The 19668-nt window shown below is 47.8% G+C and carries 17 protein-coding genes; 3 read left to right on the top strand and 14 right to left on the bottom strand.

Annotated features, from left to right (window positions below):
• Positions 1-130: 130 nt before the first annotated feature.
• The 5 genes from AB4124_RS23005 to AB4124_RS22985 form a co-directional block, all read right to left on the bottom strand.
• On the bottom strand, positions 131-862 hold the full coding sequence (locus AB4124_RS23005; protein WP_441974288.1) for a DUF4247 domain-containing protein: 732 nt from the start codon (positions 860-862) through the stop codon (positions 131-133).
• 10 nt (positions 863-872) lie between these two features.
• Positions 873-1379, bottom strand: coding sequence for a DUF4178 domain-containing protein (locus tag AB4124_RS23000; RefSeq protein ID WP_076321199.1), 507 nt, complete (start codon positions 1377-1379; stop codon positions 873-875).
• Positions 1380-1409: 30 nt separating this feature from the next.
• Positions 1410-1814: a DUF350 domain-containing protein gene (locus AB4124_RS22995; protein WP_076321198.1), complete on the bottom strand. Its 405-nt coding sequence runs from the start codon at positions 1812-1814 to the stop codon at positions 1410-1412.
• Between the two features lie 198 nt (positions 1815-2012).
• A complete protein-coding gene (locus AB4124_RS22990; protein WP_076321197.1) occupies positions 2013-2681 on the bottom strand; it encodes a PspA/IM30 family protein in 669 nt (222 codons plus the stop codon).
• Between the two features lie 127 nt (positions 2682-2808).
• Positions 2809-3831: an NADH:flavin oxidoreductase/NADH oxidase gene (locus tag AB4124_RS22985; protein WP_076321196.1), complete on the bottom strand. Its 1023-nt coding sequence runs from the start codon at positions 3829-3831 to the stop codon at positions 2809-2811.
• Positions 3832-3999: 168 nt separating this feature from the next.
• Here AB4124_RS22985 and AB4124_RS22980 point away from each other — a divergent pair, with 168 nt between their 5' ends.
• Positions 4000-4848, top strand: coding sequence for a polysaccharide deacetylase family protein (locus tag AB4124_RS22980; protein WP_441974287.1), 849 nt, complete (start codon positions 4000-4002; stop codon positions 4846-4848).
• 93 nt (positions 4849-4941) lie between these two features.
• Here the strand turns inward: AB4124_RS22980 and AB4124_RS22975 are convergent, their stop codons facing one another.
• The 3 genes from AB4124_RS22975 to AB4124_RS22965 all read right to left on the bottom strand — a co-directional run bounded on the left by AB4124_RS22975 (position 4942) and on the right by AB4124_RS22965 (position 8010).
• Positions 4942-5673, bottom strand: a complete 732-nt coding sequence (locus AB4124_RS22975; RefSeq protein ID WP_441974286.1) for a 3D domain-containing protein — start codon at positions 5671-5673, stop codon at positions 4942-4944.
• A 185-nt stretch (positions 5674-5858) separates the two neighbouring features.
• Positions 5859-6581 (bottom strand): amino acid ABC transporter ATP-binding protein, encoded by a 723-nt coding sequence (locus tag AB4124_RS22970; RefSeq protein WP_339272438.1) that lies wholly within the window; start codon positions 6579-6581, stop codon positions 5859-5861.
• Positions 6568-8010 carry an ABC transporter substrate-binding protein/permease gene (locus tag AB4124_RS22965; protein ID WP_441974285.1) on the bottom strand — a complete coding sequence of 481 codons (1443 nt, stop codon included), beginning with the start codon at positions 8008-8010 and terminating at the stop codon, positions 6568-6570. The genes AB4124_RS22970 and AB4124_RS22965 overlap by 14 nt, the downstream gene beginning before the upstream one ends.
• A gap of 559 nt (positions 8011-8569) precedes the next feature.
• Between AB4124_RS22965 and AB4124_RS22960 the strand changes: the two genes are divergently transcribed.
• Positions 8570-10318 (top strand): alpha-glycosidase, encoded by a 1749-nt coding sequence (locus AB4124_RS22960; RefSeq protein ID WP_441974284.1) that lies wholly within the window; start codon positions 8570-8572, stop codon positions 10316-10318.
• A 123-nt stretch (positions 10319-10441) separates the two neighbouring features.
• On the opposite strand, the gene glgA is transcribed toward AB4124_RS22960, so the two are convergent.
• Positions 10442-11881 carry a glycogen synthase GlgA gene (gene glgA, locus AB4124_RS22955; RefSeq protein ID WP_441974283.1) on the bottom strand — a complete coding sequence of 480 codons (1440 nt, stop codon included), beginning with the start codon at positions 11879-11881 and terminating at the stop codon, positions 10442-10444.
• The gene (gene glgB, locus AB4124_RS22950) at positions 11878-13854 is read right to left on the bottom strand and encodes a 1,4-alpha-glucan branching protein GlgB (RefSeq protein WP_441974282.1); all 1977 of its coding nucleotides are present in this window, start codon (positions 13852-13854) and stop codon (positions 11878-11880) included. Before glgB ends, glgA begins: the two co-directional genes overlap by 4 nt.
• A gap of 225 nt (positions 13855-14079) precedes the next feature.
• Here glgB and AB4124_RS22945 point away from each other — a divergent pair, with 225 nt between their 5' ends.
• Complete coding sequence (locus AB4124_RS22945) at positions 14080-15294, top strand: glucose-1-phosphate adenylyltransferase (protein WP_441974281.1); 1215 nt, start codon at positions 14080-14082, stop codon at positions 15292-15294.
• A 143-nt stretch (positions 15295-15437) separates the two neighbouring features.
• On the opposite strand, the gene AB4124_RS22940 is transcribed toward AB4124_RS22945, so the two are convergent.
• From AB4124_RS22940 to AB4124_RS22925, 4 genes are all read right to left on the bottom strand, one after another.
• Entirely contained in the window at positions 15438-15968 is a 531-nt protein-coding gene (locus AB4124_RS22940; protein ID WP_076321187.1) for a GNAT family N-acetyltransferase, read from the bottom strand.
• Positions 15969-16153: 185 nt separating this feature from the next.
• Positions 16154-17608 carry a sensor histidine kinase gene (locus AB4124_RS22935; protein WP_441974280.1) on the bottom strand — a complete coding sequence of 485 codons (1455 nt, stop codon included), beginning with the start codon at positions 17606-17608 and terminating at the stop codon, positions 16154-16156.
• Positions 17605-18303 carry a response regulator transcription factor gene (locus tag AB4124_RS22930; RefSeq protein WP_076321185.1) on the bottom strand — a complete coding sequence of 233 codons (699 nt, stop codon included), beginning with the start codon at positions 18301-18303 and terminating at the stop codon, positions 17605-17607. Before AB4124_RS22930 ends, AB4124_RS22935 begins: the two co-directional genes overlap by 4 nt.
• A 3-nt stretch (positions 18304-18306) precedes the next feature.
• The gene (locus AB4124_RS22925; protein ID WP_256720407.1) at positions 18307-19641 is read right to left on the bottom strand and encodes an FG-GAP repeat domain-containing protein; all 1335 of its coding nucleotides are present in this window, start codon (positions 19639-19641) and stop codon (positions 18307-18309) included.
• Positions 19642-19668: the final 27 nt, after the last annotated feature.

Genomic DNA, 19668 nt, shown 5'->3' with positions numbered 1-19668 from the left:
AGAAACCTGACATTCTTACTGTACTACATTCTGAGCAATCTTCAAACCGAGCCTTCGGCTCATATGAAACCCTTCTGCTCGTACAAAAAAGCGCATGGTCACCAGACCATGCGCTTATAGACTCCTTGCTTTACCTTCGTCCCCTTCGCGAGATCTTGCCAGATCCGATTCGGGTCTTCGGCTTCTTGTACGATTTCTTAGGCGAATCGAACAGTCCCCCGCCGCTTTCGCCGCGCTTAATCGTGCCGCGGTCTCCGCTTGTATCCGGATTTCGTCGGAACAGGCCCCCACCGGTACCGGCAGAATCCTGACCGCGCCGAGTAATCTTCCCGCTCCGGTCCACCGTCAACGGCGGAGCGATCTTCTTATCCTTGCTTGTCGGCTTCTTATAGTTACCTTGTGACGGTTTATACACATCTTTACTTGTATACCCCCGGTAACCTCCGCCACCCATCGAATCAAATAAATTTCCGATCAGAACTGCCGTTAAGTAACCTTGCAGAAAACTTGAATCATAATTGCGCTGAACATACTCCCTGGAATCGATCTCGATCAGCGTATCGGTTGGCTTCTGGGGGTCCTGCTGCAAATGGTAATACTCATCCCCATACACCAGAAACATCCGCTCGGTATCTGCAGGAGACGATTGATCCGGCGTGTTTGCCGCCGTGAGCTCGTTTGCAACATCGGGAACGCTTTTATCAGCTGCCCGGTATACATAGGACGTTGCATTTCCGTCTCGATTGACGGATTCCAGCGGATAGGTATCCTTGATATTCGGCGCTCCGCATCCACTCAATAATGATACGAATAAACTCAGCACCAATATGATTTTTATTGATATAAAAGAGCGTTCCTTCATGCCACCACTCCTAAGTCGCCCGGATAACTCGAACGTCCCCCGGTATCACTTTCTCGCCTTCATACAACATAAACCGCCCGTTCTGCCATTCAATTCGCAGCAGCTTGTAATCATCCGATTGGTATTGCCATACATGCTGCTCCCCGCTTTGCGTAAACGCAGTACGACCCGTAATCGATACATGTCCCCCGTATTCCTCTTCCAAATGAAAGACATGATCGTCCAAATCGATGATGGACGGTACCTCATCCGGAGAGTCCAGCCGTCCATCGATCGGAGCGTATAACGCATACTGAACCGTCTCGCGTTCCTCAATATGCAGATAAGCAATGGTGCTGCCATCCTGAAGCGTCAAGACGACCGCATTACGACCGCGATTGTGCACACGACCCGTGACTTCATAAGTGACTAGAGACACTTCACAAATATCGCCGGGAGCCAGCTGCAGCATGCTTTTCTCTACCTTGGGCGGCTCTGGCTTACTAAATAAATTGCTGATTCTTTTCCACATACTCATCTTTCCTGTCCCCTATCTCCATTATGCGTTCTATAGGCAAGCGGTAATAATTAACGCTCCAACCACATGCAGCGAACCTGCAAATAAACCGTATCCCGTCTTTCCCTCGCGGGTTCCTTTGTCAAGGTTCAGCTTGCCGAAGTTACGCAGCATGAGCTCTGTCAACGATTCGAGAATCAGCAATATGATAAACGAAATGATTGATACCACTATCGCCTCAAGTAGATGATATGACGTACCAATCGACACAGATAAAATATACCCTTGTGCGAACAGTTTCAATATCAGTCTTGTGGTTACCGCCATGTTACCCGCTTTCACTTCTTCAAGATCGTTATATTTCGTGAACAGGGAATCCACAAACATCAAAACAAACAACAGCAGCCCACCGACAGCTGTCCATAGCAATACACGCAAGATCATATCAAAATCCATCTCTAAGCCTCCACATTCAACATACAAAAAACTCCCTTAAGCCCGGGCTGCCTCAATTGAAGACAGACATCTAATAAAAGGATCTTCCCTTATATCTACGATCAAACAAAAGCGAAGGAGAAGCTCAGCTGCATTCAGCTCTGCTGTTTCTCCCTCGCCCCCTGAACAATATAACTGTTAGACCGCTAAAATCCGTTATTACTTGTTCTCGTATTGTTTCATCAAGGCTGCAAGCTCATCCTCAACGACTTTGTCCTTGCCAAGGTTCTCAAACTCTTCATCAAGGGATTTCTCACGTGACGACATTTCATTGCTTGCTTCCGCACGAGCTTCCATAGCCAGCATCTTCTCTTCCATTCGTTTCAATCCGGCCGATGCTGTATCAGTCCCAAACCCGTTCATCGCTTTGTTGATCTCGGTTTGCGCTTTAGCGGCATTATAACGAGCGACCAAAGTTTCACGTTTGTTCTTCATCGCTGTAAGCTGCTTGCGCATTTCTTCCAGCTTGCCGCGCAGATTGTCGGCTGCCAGTTTGTTCTGATCGTAGCTGGCTTTGTACTCATCACGCTTGGCCTCGGCGGCCTTCTTCTCTTCCAGCGCGCGGCGGGCAAGATCAACGTTTTGAGCCTGTGCTGCGGTATGCGCTTGCTGCGTGCGTTTTTCCACAAGCGCAGCTTGCTCTTCATAAAGTGCTTTAAAGCGTTTCTCAATGGCAATTTGTGAAGCTACCGCTTTCTCAGCATCCTCAAGATCTTCCGTCATATCTCGAATGTACTGATCCGTCATTTTAATCGGGTCTTCCGCCTTGTCGATAATGGCGTTAATATTGGACATGGTCAAATCGCGCAATCTTTTAAATATGGACATCGTTCTCTTCCTCTCGCTTTCACTTTAAAATACTGGTATATGATTAATATTTACGTTGCATGTTCCCAAACGTTTCAAAATTTTTTTAGAAGTTGTTCAAAACTCACAATTTGGGAACACGCACTTTTTAATATGCTCGTTCATATTGCTTGGGGACTTTCTGTCCTCCATCAAGCGCCTTGGCTGCATGAACAGCCCAGTAGGGATCGCGGAGCATGCCCCGGCCAATCGCCACCAGATCCGCTTTGCCTGACAAAATCACCTCTTGCGCGGCATGGTAATCATCCAGCAATCCTACCGCAATAACAGGCACCTTTAACAGCTGTTTGAACTCTGCTGCCAGATCCACCTGATAACCGGGCTTCGCTTCCGGACCTCCATTGGCGCCGACCTGGCCTTCTCCCCCCGAGGAGATATGAAAAATATCGACGCCGGCATCGCGGTAACGTTTGCAAATCTCCGCACAGTACTGCACATCATAGCCGCCGTCCACATATTCTTTTGCAGATACTCTCATTATGATCGGCATGCCTTCGGGCAGGACTTCCTTAACGGCTTGAACAACCCGCTCACCGAACAGTGGAAGGTCTTGACCATATTCATCACTGCGCTGGTTCGTTAGCGGCGAGTGGAACTGATGAATGAGGTAACCATGGGCGCCATGAATCTCAACGGTATCGAACCCGGCCTCAACAGCTCGACGCGCGCCTTCCTTGAAGGCTTGAATGAGCTCTTCCACTTCCGCCCCGGAAAGCATCTTGGGCATTTTGTAATGGGAACTGAACGGAATCGCAGAAGGGGCTACTGACGGTTCGGCATCCTGCGCTTTTCTTCCGGCATGCCCAAGCTGGATACCAATCTTGGTTCCATAAGAATGCACACTCTCCACAATACGGCGATAGGCTGGGATCTGATTATCGTCCCATATCCCCGTGTCCTGATTCGTTATGCGTCCATCAGGATGGACACCTGTCATTTCTACAATAATGAAGCCAGTGCCTCCAACAGCACGGCTGACGTAATGAACAAAATGCCAATCATTCGGAATCCCGTCCTCAGCTTGAACGGAATATTGACACATCGGTGGCATAACAATGCGGTTCTTGAGGGTCAAATTCTTGAAATTGTAAGGTGTAAACAAGTCTGCCAAGCGATTATCTCCTTCCATATCCAAATGATCAAAATGTAATAACCAATCTGTTACCGGTTATTATACACCTTTCTGAGGGAAAACTAAAAAACATCGCATTCCCATATTGAGGATAATCGCACGATCAACTGGGCATACCATATTAAAAAGCGAAAGGGGTCGATCGTGATGTTCAATCGATACCGTGCAGGAAGCTGCCTGTTGTGTATCCTGTTATTCTTTTTCATGGTGCCGGACATCTCGGCACACGCGTCTGATGTACATAGTTTGTCACTTCAACCCCAGGACACTTCCGTCATGTCGGAATCCGGCCAAATCTTGGATCATGCCAAGCGCAATAAGACCCAAAATTCAGACGATGCGCCGTCTTTAAGTCAATTACTGAGAAAATATCCGGATACCTTTCGCGCCAGCGGACCCCGGATCAAACAGATCGCTCTGACCTTTGATGATGTCCCGGATCCCCGATTTACCGGAAAAGTACTGGACGTCCTCAAAAAGTTTCAGGTAAAAGCCACGTTCTTTGCCGTGGGGGAACGGGCCAAAAAACATCCCGATCTCGCGAAACGAATCCATGATGAAGGTCACGCCATTGGTAATCACTCCTATAATCACGCCCAGCTGAACAAGCTGAGCCTGGAGAAATTCAAAGGCCAAATCGGACGTACCAACACGATCTTGAAATCCCTAACCGGAGTGGACCCTCGGCTAATCCGCCCGCCTTATGGTGATATCAATGAAGAGCAGCTTCAGTGGGCACGCAAAAACGGATACAAAGTCGTGAATTGGAATGTCGACTCCCTCGATTGGAAAGGGCTGAGTAAGGAAGAGGTGAAAAGCAACATTTTATCAACGGTCGGGCCAGGCTCGATCGTACTCCAACATGCCGGAGGTGGCGTGGGATCCAACCTAACCGGAACGATCGAAGCGCTCCCGGACATTATTACCGAGCTGCGGAGTAAGGGATATAGCTTCGTCACACTCCCGGAGATGTTAGGCGTGTCAGAGTCGAGATAGATCTGAATAACAAAAAAAGACGGCTAACTGGAGTTTGGATCCAGTCTAGCCGTCTTCTGTATTAGAATGATTATTTCATGAGGATGAATTAACTTATTCGATAATGAACAATTTGATATCCTGAATGCCGAATTGATTCACGGATGATTTTGAACCTGGGATGAAAATATCAATCCTATTCCCTTTAATAGCTCCACCAATATCACGAGCTTCTGCCACAAATGCCTTTTTCGGCAGTCCTGGATGCTCATGTCCTGTTACAAGCACCTTGGTACCGAGCGGAATGATCTTGGGATCGACTGCGATGGTGCCGAGCTCAAGGGAATTTCCGAAGTAATCAACCGCGCCCCAACCACCGTTCTCGCTTGCTGCAGAAGAATAGGCAGTAGCCTTGACCGACAATGTTTTGCTATAATTAAACGTCTTGCCCCATGCTTCCACCACGTTCTTCTCAGGGGAAACGCTCAAACTGGGCGTAAATCCGGTGGTTCCTGGAGCGATCGGTGCAGCAGATGCCGTCGAGTTCATCGATACCGTCCCTGGAATGGTGATTTTTAGTCCCTGGTATATATTCGTTGCCTTAATCGTAGGGTTAGCCTTTATCAGCTTGTCCATATTAACGCCGTACTGTTTAGATAAGAAGTAGAAGGTATCGCCGTTCTTCGCGACATGCACGGAGCTTGCATGGGCTTGCAGGCCGCCTCCGGCGAAAGTCAGGCCAAGTACAACGGCTGTAACGGTAAGCCATTTTGCTGTTTTTCCAGCGATCTTATTATTTTTGTTAAGTCCATAATTTCTAGTCCATGATTTCATTTGTTGTAACATCTAAAGATGCCTCCTTTTATGTAGCCTGGTAATTCGGATGTAATATGTCAACGAACATCAATATATCACAATTTTGTAACCTATACTGCAAGCAATTGTTACCAATAAACAAACAAAAACAGCGCCAATTCCTGAAACGATCAGGTATGGCGCTGTTTTTGTTTGTTACAATGTAGAAATAAAAGTTACAAAACCTTACTTAAAAACTCTTGCGTACGAGGATGAGTCGGATTGCCAAACAACTGGTCCGGCGTGCCTTCCTCTACGATTTTACCGCCATCCATGAACAGGATCCGATCTCCCACTTCCCGGGCGAAGCCCATCTCATGGGTGACGATAACCATCGTCATACCGCCTTCGGCAAGTTTCTTCATTACTTCCAATACCTCACCTACCATCTCAGGGTCCAGTGCGGAGGTTGGCTCATCAAACAGCATGACATGCGGCTGCATCGCGAGTGCGCGTGCAATGGCAATTCTCTGCTTCTGTCCACCGGACAGCTGGGAAGGATAAGACTCCTTCTTGTCCTGCAGGCCAACCGATTTCAGCAGCTCGTCTGCAGTAGCCTCGGCTTCCTTTGCTGAGACACCCTTCACCTGAATTGGAGCAAGCGTAATATTATCGATGACCTTCTTGTGAGGAAACAGATTAAACTGCTGAAATACCATGCCCATTTTCTCACGGGTTGAATTGATATTGTGATTCTTGGCGGTGATCAGCTCACCCTCGAACGAAATTTCGCCGCTGGTCGGCACTTCAAGCAAATTGAGACATCGTAAAAAGGTACTTTTACCGGAGCCGCTCGGCCCGATGACAACCACTACTTCTCCTTTTGCAATCTCAATGTCAATGCCCTTCAAGATTTCCAGCTTGCCAAACGATTTATGAAGATCCTTAACGGTTATCACTTGCACTCAACTTCCTTTCCCAGACACCCAGAAGCTTCGAAAGAACGAATGTCAGTATAAAGTAGATCAGGGCAGCCACAAGCAGCGGATTCAATGCCGCAAACGTCATGCCGCGCAAAATCTGGGCTTGATACATAATGTCCACCACACCGATGAAGGAGACGATGGAGGATTCCTTGATGATGACAACAAACTCATTACCGATCGCAGGCAAAACGCCTTTTAACGCTTGCGGCAAAATAATGTGGCGCATCGCTTTGCCCTTGGTCATTCCGAGGGAGCGTGCAGCCTCCAATTGACCGCGGTCCACGCCTTGAATGCCAGCACGGAATATTTCAGCTAGATAGGCAGCGCTGTTGATAGAAAGCGTCAAAATACCCGACTGGATCGGTGAGAATTTAATATCAAACGCCGCCAAGCTGTAATGGATAATAAACAACTGGACCAGCATCGGCGTACCACGGATGATCTCGATATAAGCGGAAGCCAAAAACTTAAGGATTTTGACACCCGACATCCGCATTAAAGCGATAATCAATCCGAGAATGAAGCCGAAAAATACACCAAGAGCCGAAATAAGCAACGTAAACTGGATTCCCTTGGCGTAATAATCGCGATATTTCCAAAAGAACTCAAATGTGTTCAGATTCTCTGCTTTACGGCCTGCAGCCAGGTCGCTGGCCTCGTCGACAAACTTCTGGATCTGGTCATTCTCCTTCAAACGCTCAAGTGTAGCATTAATGCTCTTCAGCAGCTCTTCGTTCCCTTTACGAACCCCGATGGCATAGGCGTCATTCTCAGCCGTCGGTTTAGCGTCCGTGATCACCATCGTCGCTTCATTCATATTCGTCTTCGCGATTGGATACTCAGCGAGAACAACATCCACTCGCTCGGATTCCAGCTGCAGCAGCAAGTCCGGGATTTTATCCAGTGATACCACATTGGCTTTCGGAATTGTTTTTGCAATGGACTCCTGAATGGAGCTTTTCTGAACCCCGATGCGTGCTCCCTCCAGGCTCTCAAGCGTGTTAAACTTTAGTGCATCTTCCTTACGAACGACAACCGATTGTTCCGCAGCATAATAAGGCTCGGAGAAATCGATGCTCTTTCGGCGCTCTTCTGTCGGATTCATGCCCGATATGACAAAATCCACGCGTCCGCTCGTCAGCTCCGGCAAGAGAGCATCAAAGGAGGTGTCCTTAATAATGAGCTCGGCGCCAAGATCCTTGGCGATTTCCTTCGCAATATCGATATCAAATCCGACGATGGTATCCACGCCATCTATGGTTTTATGGAACTCATAAGGTGCATAATCGGCACTCGTGCCGAGAATCACCGTTTTCTTCTCACCCTCCGCATGAACGATACTGCCAAAAGACAGCACGACCACCATGAACAGGGTCATCCACGCTGTAAATTTACGTTTCATATGTCTCGTTTCTCCCCTAACTGTTACAAATAAATTCAACCACAGAAAAAATGCAACTGAGTCATTATAAAACAGGATGCATGAATATGCAATGAAAATTCATGGGTTCTCATGAACAGCACCCTTATATTAAACCCTACATATGGCGTCTACTCCACTATTTTAATACAACGGTCAATTCATCATATCCTTAGGATTATGTTACTCATGATTCTTTTAATCATTTAAACAAATAAATTAGAGGGGTGAATCGATTGAGAGTCCATATTGTGGAAATCACTTCGCTATGTTAACCATTACGGGCCGTTCAATTTTTCCTACATATAAATGTAAATACAGGACTTTAGCATCATCCGGAAAGTGATACGAGGATCTATGGTAAGCAATCTTTCGACGATGCATAATCTCTCCGTCCCCTTCCCATCTTATAATTGCGCATAACATGCAGTACTTGATAAATAGGAAGGCTAGCCGGGCGGTCTCTTTCACTCCATGATTCATGCAAGCCAGCAGTTGGTTATTAATTAGCTATAGCTTCACTCATATAGGAGGTGTAACCATGCTGTTAGAAGCACTGTATCATGTTCCAAGAGATAAATGGGCTTATGCATATGATACGAAAACCATTCATCTTCGGATTCGAACCAAGAAAAACGACATTGATTCTGTTGTTGCCATGACCGGCGACAAATACGATTGGGACCGTACGTACTTCGAGATCACCATGGAAAAGGCCGCCTCGGATGACATGTTTGACTACTGGGAATGCGGAGTTAGGCCGAAATACAAAAGACTGTCCTACGGCTTTCGAATTCATGCCGGAGATGAAACGGTTTATATGGTGGACAACGGAATCGGATGGGACTACCCTTATCCGCCTGCAGGTTACTTTGAATTTCCGTACATACATGAAGTCGATGTATTCAAAGTACCGGAATGGGCCAAGGAAGCCGTGTTTTATCAAATTATGACGGAGCGCTTTGCTAACGGAAACGCAGCCACCAATCCAGAAAAAACCGAGACCTGGGGCGGCAAGCCGGAGGTGGATAATTTCTTCGGCGGTGACCTGCAGGGCGTACTGGATCATCTCGATGATCTCGTTGACCTGGGTATCAACGCCATTTATTTTACTCCTCTCTTCCTCTCCCCCTCCAATCATAAATATGACACGGTTGATTATAAACAGGTGGATCCGCACTTTGGCGATAATGAGTTGTTGAAAAAAGTAGTAGATACTTGTCACGCAAAAGGCATCCGAGTGGTTCTCGATGCGGTATTCAATCACTGCAGCGAGGAGTTCCCGCCCTTTCAGGACGTGCTGAAGCACGGCGAGAAATCCAAGTATTCGAAATGGTTTCATGTGAACCAGTTTCCCTGCGAGGTCAAGGATGGCATTCCCAGCTACGATACGTTCGGTTTTTTCGGAAATATGCCGAAATTCAATACCGCCAATCCCGAAGTGAAGGCGTATTTGCTGGGTGTAGCCGAATACTGGATCAAGGAGATCAATCTCGACGGCTGGCGCCTGGACGTTGCCAATGAAATTGATCATCACTTCTGGCGGGATTTCAGACAGGTCGTCAAGAAGGCCAACCCTGAGGCTTATATCGTGGGCGAGGTCTGGTCGGACTCCTTAATCTGGCTGCAAGGTGACCAGTTTGATTCCGTAATGAATTATCCTTTTGCCGATAAGGTGCTGGAGTTCTTCAACGGCAACATGGACGGGCTCACGTTCGCCAACCGTATCGGCTCGATCCTGATGCGATATCCGCAGCAGACCAACGAAGTGGTCTTTAATCTGCTATGCAGCCACGATACGCCGAGGCTGCTTACCCGTGTGGGAGAAGATATCCGGCGCATGAAACTCACGGTTGTATTTCTGTTTACATTCATGGGTACGCCGTGCATCTTTTATGGCGACGAAATCGGATTGACGGGTGACGGAGATCCCGATTGCCGCAAATGCATGGAATGGGATCCAAAGAAACGAAACCAAGAGCTGTATACGTTTTATCAAGGGATGATCGCGCTTCGGAAAAAGCATAAGGCGCTGAGACAGGGACGCTTCCGCTTCCTGCAAGCGAATCTCCATGATCCTTGCATTGTGTACGAGCGTGCGGACGAAACCATGCATTTTATCGTCTGGATGAACAACAGCAACTCGGCACGCACCATATCGCATCCTATCGTCACGACCGATTGGGTTGATGCCGAGACAAAAGAGCCCGTAAAACCAGTAAACGGGACAATGCATATCGATTTAGAGCCTTATGCATATCGAATTTTATGCCGGCGATTGAAACATTAGTAAACTCATCTTATGTGATCAGACCAACTGGCGCCATACATCTATACCAAACTTTAACGAGCACAGGGGTGCAAGGACAGCGCATAATTTGGCTATCCTTACACCCCTGTGTCTTGTTATGGTTCAAGCCTGAGATTGGGTGATTTGATGGTATATCTCCTGATATTCCTTGGCCGAAACGTTCCAGCTATAATCCCCGCCCAATGCGTTCTTAGTCACTTTACGCCAGTGCTCAGGCATGCGGTAAAGCGAGGTCGCGCGCCGGATCGTGTTCATCATATCATGGGCATTGTAATCCTTGAAAGAGAATCCATTCCCTTCTCCCGTATACTCGTTATATGCATGAACCGTATCATTCAGTCCGCCTGTTTCGCGGACAATCGGCACACTGCCGTAACGCATGGCGATGAGTTGGCTGATACCGCACGGTTCAAATTTGGAAGGCATCAGGAACAGATCGCTGCCAGCGTAGAAGCGCCGCGATAACGGTTCATTGAACCGAATCTGGGCCGACATTTTATTGGGATACCGATTCGCCGCTTCCTTGAACCAATGTTCATAAGACGGATCACCCGTTCCCAGAACGACAAATTGAATCTCATCATAGTAGAGCAGCTCATCCAGAATCCGGATGAGCAGATCGAGCCCCTTCGAATCGACCAGCCGCGTCACCATCGACATCAACGGAATATGCGGTGCTACCGGAAGGTTCAACTCTTCTTGCAAGGCAATTTTGTTCTGCGTTTTCTTACTCAGACCGCTCCGGTACTTCATCGCGATGTGCGGATCGGTCGCCGGGTTGTAGCTCTTAGTATCTATACCATTCACAATGCCGCTCAATCTCGAACCTTGGGCTGACAAAAGCCCGTCGAGTCCGTATCCGTAATAACCGGTCTGGATCTCCGAAGCATAAGTCGGGCTAACCGTCGTTACATGATCTGCATACACGATTCCCGCTTTCATGAAATTCACGTTTCCGTAATATTCTACGCCCTCCGCTGTAAAATGACGGCTGTGGATTCCGAGCAGATCGACCAGCACCTCGTACGGATATACGCCTTGATACAACAAATTGTGGATTGTAAATACGGTTCGAATTCCCGCATAGTAAGGATCATGTCGGTAGACATCTTCAAGGAGCAGCGGAATCATCGCCGTATGCCAATCGTGGCAGTGAAGCACGTCCGGCTGAAAACCGATTACCGGCAAGATCTCGAGAACGGCGCGATTGAAGAACGAAAAGCGTTCGCCATCGTCCATGTAGCCGTAAATACCTTCGCGGCCAAAATAATATTCATTGTCTACAAAATAAATCGTGACTCCGTCCTCAACCAGGGACTCGATGCCGCAATACTGCTCGCGCCAGCCTACCCGTACCCGGGTTTCCCCGACTTGCGCCATGCGCTCCCGGTAGTCGTCAGGAATGCCGCGATATTTAGGCAGAACCACCCGAATATCCTCGCCCATGCCGCGAAGGGATTTCGGCAAAGCAGCGATCACATCCGCCAATCCGCCTGTCTTGATGTATGGTCCACATTCTGAAGCTGCAAATAACAATTTCAATCCTGCTTCCCCCTTTGGATTCGTTTGGTTTTCCGTGCCGTCTTCTCTTTTACTACTGATGCCTTCAGTGAAACGTCCTCTTGTGCCTGCAACTTTCTGGAACGCGGCTTTTTCTTTAACACCACCATGCCTAGTGGAGGCAGCTTAATCTCCAGGCTGTGGGTTTGACCATGCCAGGCCTTCTTCTCTGCTTTTAAGTCTTCGTTGTTAACCAGTCCGGAGCCGCCATAATCGGTATGATCGGAATTCAATATTTCCACGTACTGTCCCGCTCTCGGTAAGCCGATCCGATATTGGTCATATGCCCAGGGCTGAAAATTAATGACGATGATTAGTGTATCGCTAGGTTTTGTGCCCATTCTCATGTACGATAAGACACTCTGCTCATGATCATCAGCGCTAAGCCACTCAAAGCCTTCCCACCTGTGATCCTGCTCCCATAGCGCCTTCTCCTCCACATACATGCGGTTTAACGCTGCCGTATAAGCCAACTGCTTCCGGTGGCTTTCGTAATCAAGCAGCAGCCAATCCAGCTGCTCCTGATCCTTCCATTCAATGAATTGGCCGAACTCTCCCCCCATAAACAGCAGCTTCTTGCCAGGCTGGGTGATCTGATATCCAAGCAAAATGCGGAGTCCTGCAAACTTTTGTTCATAGCTCCCCGGCATTTTATTAAGCAGTGATTTCTTCCCGTGGACAACTTCATCATGTGACAGCGGTAATGTAAAATTTTCTGAATAGGCATAACAAATGGGAAATGTTAGTAAATTATGATGGGTAGGCCGCTGATCGAATTCTTGCTCCACATAGGACAGCGTGTCATTCATCCAGCCCATGTTCCACTTGTAATTGAACCCAAGGCCCCCTTCGTGCACAGGTGCGGTAACTCCTGCCCATGCGCTGGATTCCTCGGCCATCATCAAGGCATTCGGGTAATATCGAAACACAGCTTTATTCAATTCCTGCAGAAAGGATATCGCTTCGAGATTTTCCAAGCCACCATGTTCATTAGGTTTATACTGACCTTCGCGCTTCTCAAAATCGAGCCGGATCATGCTTGTCACAGCGTCCACACGAAGACCATCAATATGATACATATCCATCCAAAATAAGGCATTGGAGATGAGGAATGAAATCACCTCAGGCTTGGCATAATCGAAAGACAGTGTTCCCCAGCCCGGTTTCTCTGCTTTTTGCGAATCTGCGTACTCATAAAGAGGCGCCCCGTCAAACAGTCGAAGCCCGTGGGCATCCTTGGCAAAATGTGCGGGCACCCAGTCGAGCAGCACGCCGATACCAGCTTGATGCAGCTGATCAACAAGGTACATGAAATCATGGGGACTTCCGTATCTGCTGGTCAGCGCAAAGAATCCGGTTCCCTGATACCCCCATGAAAGGTCGTACGGATGCTCAGCCAAGGGCATGAATTCCACGTGGGTATAACTCATCTCCAGCAAGTAGGGGATCAGCTGGTCCGCCAGTTCGCGATATGTATAGAACGAACCGTCCTCTTTTTGCCGCCAGGTTCCAACGTGCATCTCATATATGTTCATCGGCTTGGTGTAGGGGGATCTGTTCTTTCTTCTCCATGTTCCGTCGTTCCAATGATATCCAGAAAGATCGGTCACAATCGATGCGGTTGCAGGTCGAACTTCGGCGTGAAACGCGTACGGATCCGCCTTCAAGAACGTTTCACCATACGGTCCGGTGATATGATATTTGTAAAAAGTTCCAGTCTTCATCCCAGGGAAAAACCGACTCCAAATTCCCGAATCGGGTATCCTATATAACGTGTCCTGGGAACCGTCCCAGCCGTTCCAGTCTCCGGCAAGACCCACCTGCCTTGCATTCGGAGCCCAAACCGTAAAACGCACGCCTTCAACTCCATCTTCCGTAGCACGGTGTGCACCCATGGATTGGTAACTGTGAAACCAGGTTCCTTCATGAAATAAATACAATTGTTCCGGAGTCATATTTCCTTCCCTAACTGCTTGGTTCAATCATCGTCACCCGCTTTTTCTTTATAAATCCAAATATTATTAGTGCTATTACCCCATTCTAACCATGTTGAAAATAAAAAATGTCCCTGAAAAATAATTTTGTAATTTTCATTTCACTTTTTCAATATAATCGTTTCAAACCCCGGGAATGTCGTTTATGTAATGTACAACGTGAAAATACATTGGGAGGGAAACGTGATGAAGAGAAAAGACTGCATTGCTATGCTTCTGGCCGGTGGAGAGGGTAAACGATTAGCTCCCCTTACGTCCAAGCTGGCAAAACCCGCCGTTCCATTTGGCGGACATTATCGTATAATCGATTTTCCTCTCAGCAATTGTGTGAACTCCGGAATCGATACGGTTGGAGTCCTAACGCAATATGAGGCAGAATCATTACACGAACATATCGGTGAAGGTGAACCCTGGGGACTAACACATACAGGACGTGAAGGCATCGCTCTGCTTCCATCCAACAGCACACACCAAGATGGATACTTGGGTACAGCAGACGCCATTTATAAAAACATTCCATACATCGATGATCAAAATCCCGAACATGTCCTTATTCTATCGGGGGACCATATTTATCAAATGGATTACCGCGAAATGCTTGAAGCCCACATACAGCAGGAGGCACCTGCCACGATCTCCGTGATGGAAGTGCCTTGGGAAGACGCCAGCCGGTTTGGCGTCATGTGCGTTGACGACAATCTCAATATCATTGAATTTGCCGAAAAACCGGCAGAACCGCAAAGCAACCTTGCCTCGATGGGCATATATTTGTTCCGTTGGGACTATCTGAAGCGGCACCTCATTGAGGATGCGGCTGATCCCAACTCCAGCCATGACTTCGGGAAGGATGTCATCCCTAAGATGCTGTCCGGAGAAGAGTCGCTGCTTGCATATCGCTTCCAGGGCTACTGGCGCGATGTGGGTACTGTAGAAAGCCTCTGGGAAGCCCATATGGATGTGCTTAGCCAAAACGAGCTTGTTCTGGAAAGATCCGATTGGCCCATGTATACCCGTGCATGGAAGACCAAACTTTCGGCAGCGCGGAACCGGAATACGGAACACACCGACTGCTTGATTCATGACCAATGCACCTTCGAAGGAAAAGCCAAGAGCTCCGTTATATTCTGCGGTGCGGAGATCGGCAAATACTCCATCGTTAAAGACAGTGTGGTCATGCCGAATGTCAAAATCGGCAAGGGCGCTCATATCGAGCATGCCATTATCGGTGAGGGAGCAATCATCAAGGATGGAGCGATTGTAAAAGGAACTCCCGGCAACGTAGTGGTTGTTGGACCTTATGAGACCGTACTTCCGAAGCCAACCATTCGTACCCAGCCGTCCCGACTGCTTCAGGATGTATACGAAAAAGGACGCTTGCGGGCTAATGTCTCTTCATCCTAAACGAGTTCTTCAACAACATATTAGCTCTGAGATTAATTTCTTATACAAAAAAGCGATCCGTCACGGATCGCTTTTTCTCATGTATCGTGCCCTGCTGACTGTGTTTCAAGCGCATGCGACTTAGGTTTTATAAAACTGTAAAATTATGAAATAAATCTCTTCTCATATAAATTCACGACACGACCACCCATATCCTGCTCAGCCACGAACTGAAATCCTTGGCGCTGATAAAATTGATTCAGCGTTGGCAGATGAGTTACGCAATCCAGTCTGAAACCCTGCTTACCCATGGATAACAAATACGATTCCGCAAAGGAAATCATCTTGGTTCCAAGCTCCAGTCCCCGATAGGAGGCACGTACGGTCAGCCGATGCAGATAACCATATGCCGGATCATCCCGCTCTCCCCAATAAGCTGGATCTCCATACTGTAACGTGAACATGCCGACGGCGACATCTTTATGCCAGAGGATAAACACCTCACGCTCCGCCAGGTACTGCTCCATCAAATCGAAGGAGAAGATAGAAGGACTCCACTGCTTGCGCCCTTGCTGTTCCATCACCTCTGCCGCTTCCTTGAGAAGCGACAGCATCACTCCTGCCTGTTCTGCCTCAGCCACTTTTAATTCAAACAGACCTTGCTCAGTAGAAAACGTTGCTGCTGTGTGTCCCAATTCCGCACTCCCCCTTACACATCAGCCCCACAAAGTGGAGCCTACACCTCGATGCTTAATCCGAATACTTTGCGGGGACCCCAAAACACTGCCCCACAACATATAATTGCGAATACAGTACGCTTCGCTGAAAACTTAACAATTCTGTACTCTTGAGAAAAGCTTTGCCGGTAACCCGGCAAAGCTTATACGGTCGGTCCGGTTACGTCATCCTCACCGTTCTCTAATCCGCCGGCCATCGGTATTTTCCCTTCAGGCAGCGGCAGCTTGACGATAACGGATGTTCCGTGCCCGAGTTCGCTTTCCATCTCCATCGTGCCCCCATGGAGCTCAATGAGCTGCTGCGTAATCGCAAGGCCCAGTCCCGTTCCCCCATTAAGCGGATTAACCTGGAAGAATCGATCCTTTACCCGCCGCAGATGTTCGTCCGATATGCCAATACCGTGATCTTCCACGGTTACGATCACAAACTTGTCTTCCATAGCGAAGGACAGGTTGATCACGCCGTTCTCATGCGAGAATTTAATCGCATTATCCACAATGTTCAGAAACACCTGCTTCAAGCGGTTGGCATCCCCATAAATAATCGGCTTTTCATCGGTCTCCAGTTTGATTTGGACGCCCTTCTTCTCGGCCTTGGTCCACAGATTGAGCATAATCTCTTGCAGAAGCTCCCGTAAATTCACGATACCCTTCACAAGCTTCATCTCATTCTGCTGGAGCTTGGAGAAGTCGAGCAACTCTTCAACAAGACCGATCAAACGATCGGTTTCCTTAGAAATAATCTGCATCCCGATCTTCGTTTCTTCCGGATCATAGCCACCGGAGTCGAGCGTTTCACTCCAGCCCTTAATGCTTGTGAGCGGAGTCCGCAGCTCATGCGAAATGGATGAAACAAAATCATCCTTTACCTGATTGCTTCGTACAATCTCCTGCGCCATGTAGTTCAGGGTTGACGACAGCTCACCAAGCTCGTATTTATAATCGCCTTTGATTCTCACGTTAAACCTGCCCTTGGCCATCTGCGCAGATACCGTGGTAATGTTGTTGAGCGGCTTTACGATGGAGTTGGCCAGCCCGATGCTGAAGGCAAGCACGAGCGCTAGCACGGCCCCACCGATGCTGACGGCAAACAGCGTGATTTTCATCAGCTTGTCGTTAATGAACTCAAGCGAAGTCACATAGCGAAGAATGTACGTTTTCTCAAATCCGTTCGAAACGGTTTGAGATACAGCCATTACGATCTGCCCCGTACCTTGCTGCTTACCAATCCAACGGCCCGTATTGCCTGCAAGCGCTTGGGTGACATCACTGGTCTTGATGGTCTGCTCTATTTCGAAACCGGTGGATGTGGAGAGAACTTGACCACCCGGATTCAAAATTTGAAGCTCCGTTGTATACAATTCAAAATGGCGAACCATCTCGCTCAACTGGTTAGCGTTCTCCGTCGAGGTTAATCGGAAGGGCTGATAAAAGGCGTTGGCGGTATTAATGTGATTCAAAATATGATTGTATACCGTATCGTAATAATACGATCGTAAAGCGATTAGAAATATAACCTCAATCAGCAGCAAGGCGATGAACACTACCAGGAAGTAGTGCAGCACGATTTGCCGCCGAATGCCTTTTTTGATGATCATTGTCCCTGACCCTTCCATTTATAGCCGTGTCCCCATACCGTCTGGAGGTATTCCGGCTCGGAAGGATTGCCTTCGATTTTTTGGCGTAGTCTCCGAATGTTCACGTCCACGATTTTGGGGTCACCCATATATTCTTTGCCCCATACATGATCGAGCAGCACATCACGACTAAGCGGCGTGTTTTCTTTCTCCAGGAAAAACTGCACCAGCGAAAATTCTGTTGGCGTCAGCTCCACCGGCTGCCCGTTCTTCTTAAACTGCTTGGAGATCAGATCCAGCGTAAAGGGACCTGATTGAAACGATACCTTGGCGGTTCCCGCACGCTGGACATTCACCCTCCGCAGTAAAGATTGCAGCCTGGCGATTAACTCCGTCGGACTGAACGGTTTGCTTACGTGGTCATCGGCACCAACGGAGAGGGCATACACTTTATCCTGCTCCTGAACTTTTGCCGTCAGGAAAATAATACCGATCCGCTCGTTCGTTTCCCGAATTCTGCGGCAAACTTCAAATCCGTCAATCCCTGGTACCATGACATCAAGCAAGGCGATATCGATATCTGGCGTCGTTTGCAGCAAACGAAGGGCTTCGTTGCCATCCCCAGTCTCCAGGACGTCAAAGCCGTTTCGTTTCAGATTAATTACGATAAAACTGCGGATAGATTCTTCATCTTCTAATATGAGCACTTTACTCAAGGTCTAGTTCCCCTTTCTTTCGATAGGAGCCACATTATTGCTGTTTGGCTTTTTATCTTTTTTACTCAATTTCAGATCGCCATGACTGCGATAAGCAATTACGCGGTTTTTCTCCTTCACCAGAATCTCCCAATCGGATTCAGCTTTTCCCCACTGGGCCTTTGAAAAGAATTTAATCTCGGCAACGGACTCTCCCGTGTCGGTCGTCACAAAATTCAAATAAGCATTTTTGTTGGATTCCGGCGTGATGGTAATCTTATTATACATGTCTGGCGGAAAGTCCAGATAGAATCGATTGTTCATATCGTAGTACCTTTGGAGCACGAATTGAAGCCCTTCTTTTTCGTTGTTCTCCCGTACCACTCCGTCCCACTGGAAGTACGTGGTGAAGAACGGGATCTCTTCCAGAATAAGCCGATCCTCCCAGCCGCTCGGTCTCGTAAGAACACCAAACTCTAAAATACCGTCATCATTCACATCTTCGCTCTCTACAGGCAGTTCCTTGTAGGTAAGCAATTCATCCTGAAGGACGTCAATAAACTGGTTATCCTCCATAATGATGAGTTTGGAATAAGAAGAGTTGGATACAACCGAAGCGTCCAAGATGATACCTTCTTTGTCCTTGGCCACTTTACCTGCGACAACATTGTAATAACTTTCGATATTCGGTCCCAGATCCAGCTTGTTCAGCTCGACAAAGGCGTCCTCGTATTTATCGTATTGATAGGTGCTGATATACGAGAGCTCTTTCTGTTGAAGATAGACAACCGTAATATCGTTGATCTTATCCCCGTTCATATCTCCGATATTAAAGTGTGTGTATGGCAAAGCCGGTATTTTTTCGAGCGAATTCCCGGAGAATGAATACACGGCCAGCAGGTTCTGAAGATTCTCTTCTCCGCGTGAGAAGCCGGCTACGATGTCGACCTTGCCGTCATTCGTAAAATCAACGAAATCAAACGACTCCAATACCGTCCCTTCTCCGTCGAAATCAAGATTCTTCACCCATGTGTCGCCTTGCTGCTGCATGATCATGCCATGGATTTTCACTTCATCGTCCGGCGTCTGATAGAAGACGACAGCTTCCAAAATTCCGTCATTGTCCAGGTCCTGAATACGGATGGAACTGCTATCCACGTCACTTCGCGGCCGGATAATGGCGGCATTATCCAGCTTATTCTTCAGAAGCGCAGATTGGATGGCGCCATTCAGCGTCGCTTTATCCGTCGGCAAATCCGGTTTCTTCATTAAAGAGACCGGGTCCTGAATAAAGGTGCAGCCGCTTATGATCCATAGTAACAAGCCTGCCAAGAGGGCTTGCATCACTCTATATTTCAATAAGTATCAACTCATTTCTATACATTC

The sequence above is a fragment of the Paenibacillus sp. 2KB_20 genome, from assembly GCF_052115765.1.
Classification (GTDB): Bacteria; Bacillota; Bacilli; order Paenibacillales; family Paenibacillaceae; genus Paenibacillus_AQ.
Note: the sequence above shows the minus strand (reverse complement) of the source record. Positions and strands in the feature narration are given on the sequence as shown.

Excerpts from the sequence above, each read along its gene's own strand:
- AB4124_RS23005 (WP_441974288.1), bottom strand. The coding sequence starts at position 862 with ATGAAGGAACGCTCTTTTATATCAATAAAAATCATATTGGTGCTGAGT.
- AB4124_RS23000 (WP_076321199.1), bottom strand. The coding sequence starts at position 1,379 with ATGAGTATGTGGAAAAGAATCAGCAATTTATTTAGTAAGCCAGAGCCG.
- AB4124_RS22995 (WP_076321198.1), bottom strand. The coding sequence starts at position 1,814 with ATGGATTTTGATATGATCTTGCGTGTATTGCTATGGACAGCTGTCGGT.
- AB4124_RS22990 (WP_076321197.1), bottom strand. The coding sequence starts at position 2,681 with ATGTCCATATTTAAAAGATTGCGCGATTTGACCATGTCCAATATTAAC.
- AB4124_RS22980 (WP_441974287.1), top strand. The coding sequence starts at position 4,000 with ATGTTCAATCGATACCGTGCAGGAAGCTGCCTGTTGTGTATCCTGTTA.
- AB4124_RS22975 (WP_441974286.1), bottom strand. The coding sequence starts at position 5,673 with ATGTTACAACAAATGAAATCATGGACTAGAAATTATGGACTTAACAAA.
- AB4124_RS22965 (WP_441974285.1), bottom strand. The coding sequence starts at position 8,010 with ATGAAACGTAAATTTACAGCGTGGATGACCCTGTTCATGGTGGTCGTG.
- AB4124_RS22960 (WP_441974284.1), top strand. The coding sequence starts at position 8,570 with ATGCTGTTAGAAGCACTGTATCATGTTCCAAGAGATAAATGGGCTTAT.
- glgB (WP_441974282.1), bottom strand. The coding sequence starts at position 13,854 with ATGACTCCGGAACAATTGTATTTATTTCATGAAGGAACCTGGTTTCAC.
- AB4124_RS22945 (WP_441974281.1), top strand. The coding sequence starts at position 14,080 with ATGAAGAGAAAAGACTGCATTGCTATGCTTCTGGCCGGTGGAGAGGGT.
- AB4124_RS22935 (WP_441974280.1), bottom strand. The coding sequence starts at position 17,608 with ATGATCATCAAAAAAGGCATTCGGCGGCAAATCGTGCTGCACTACTTC.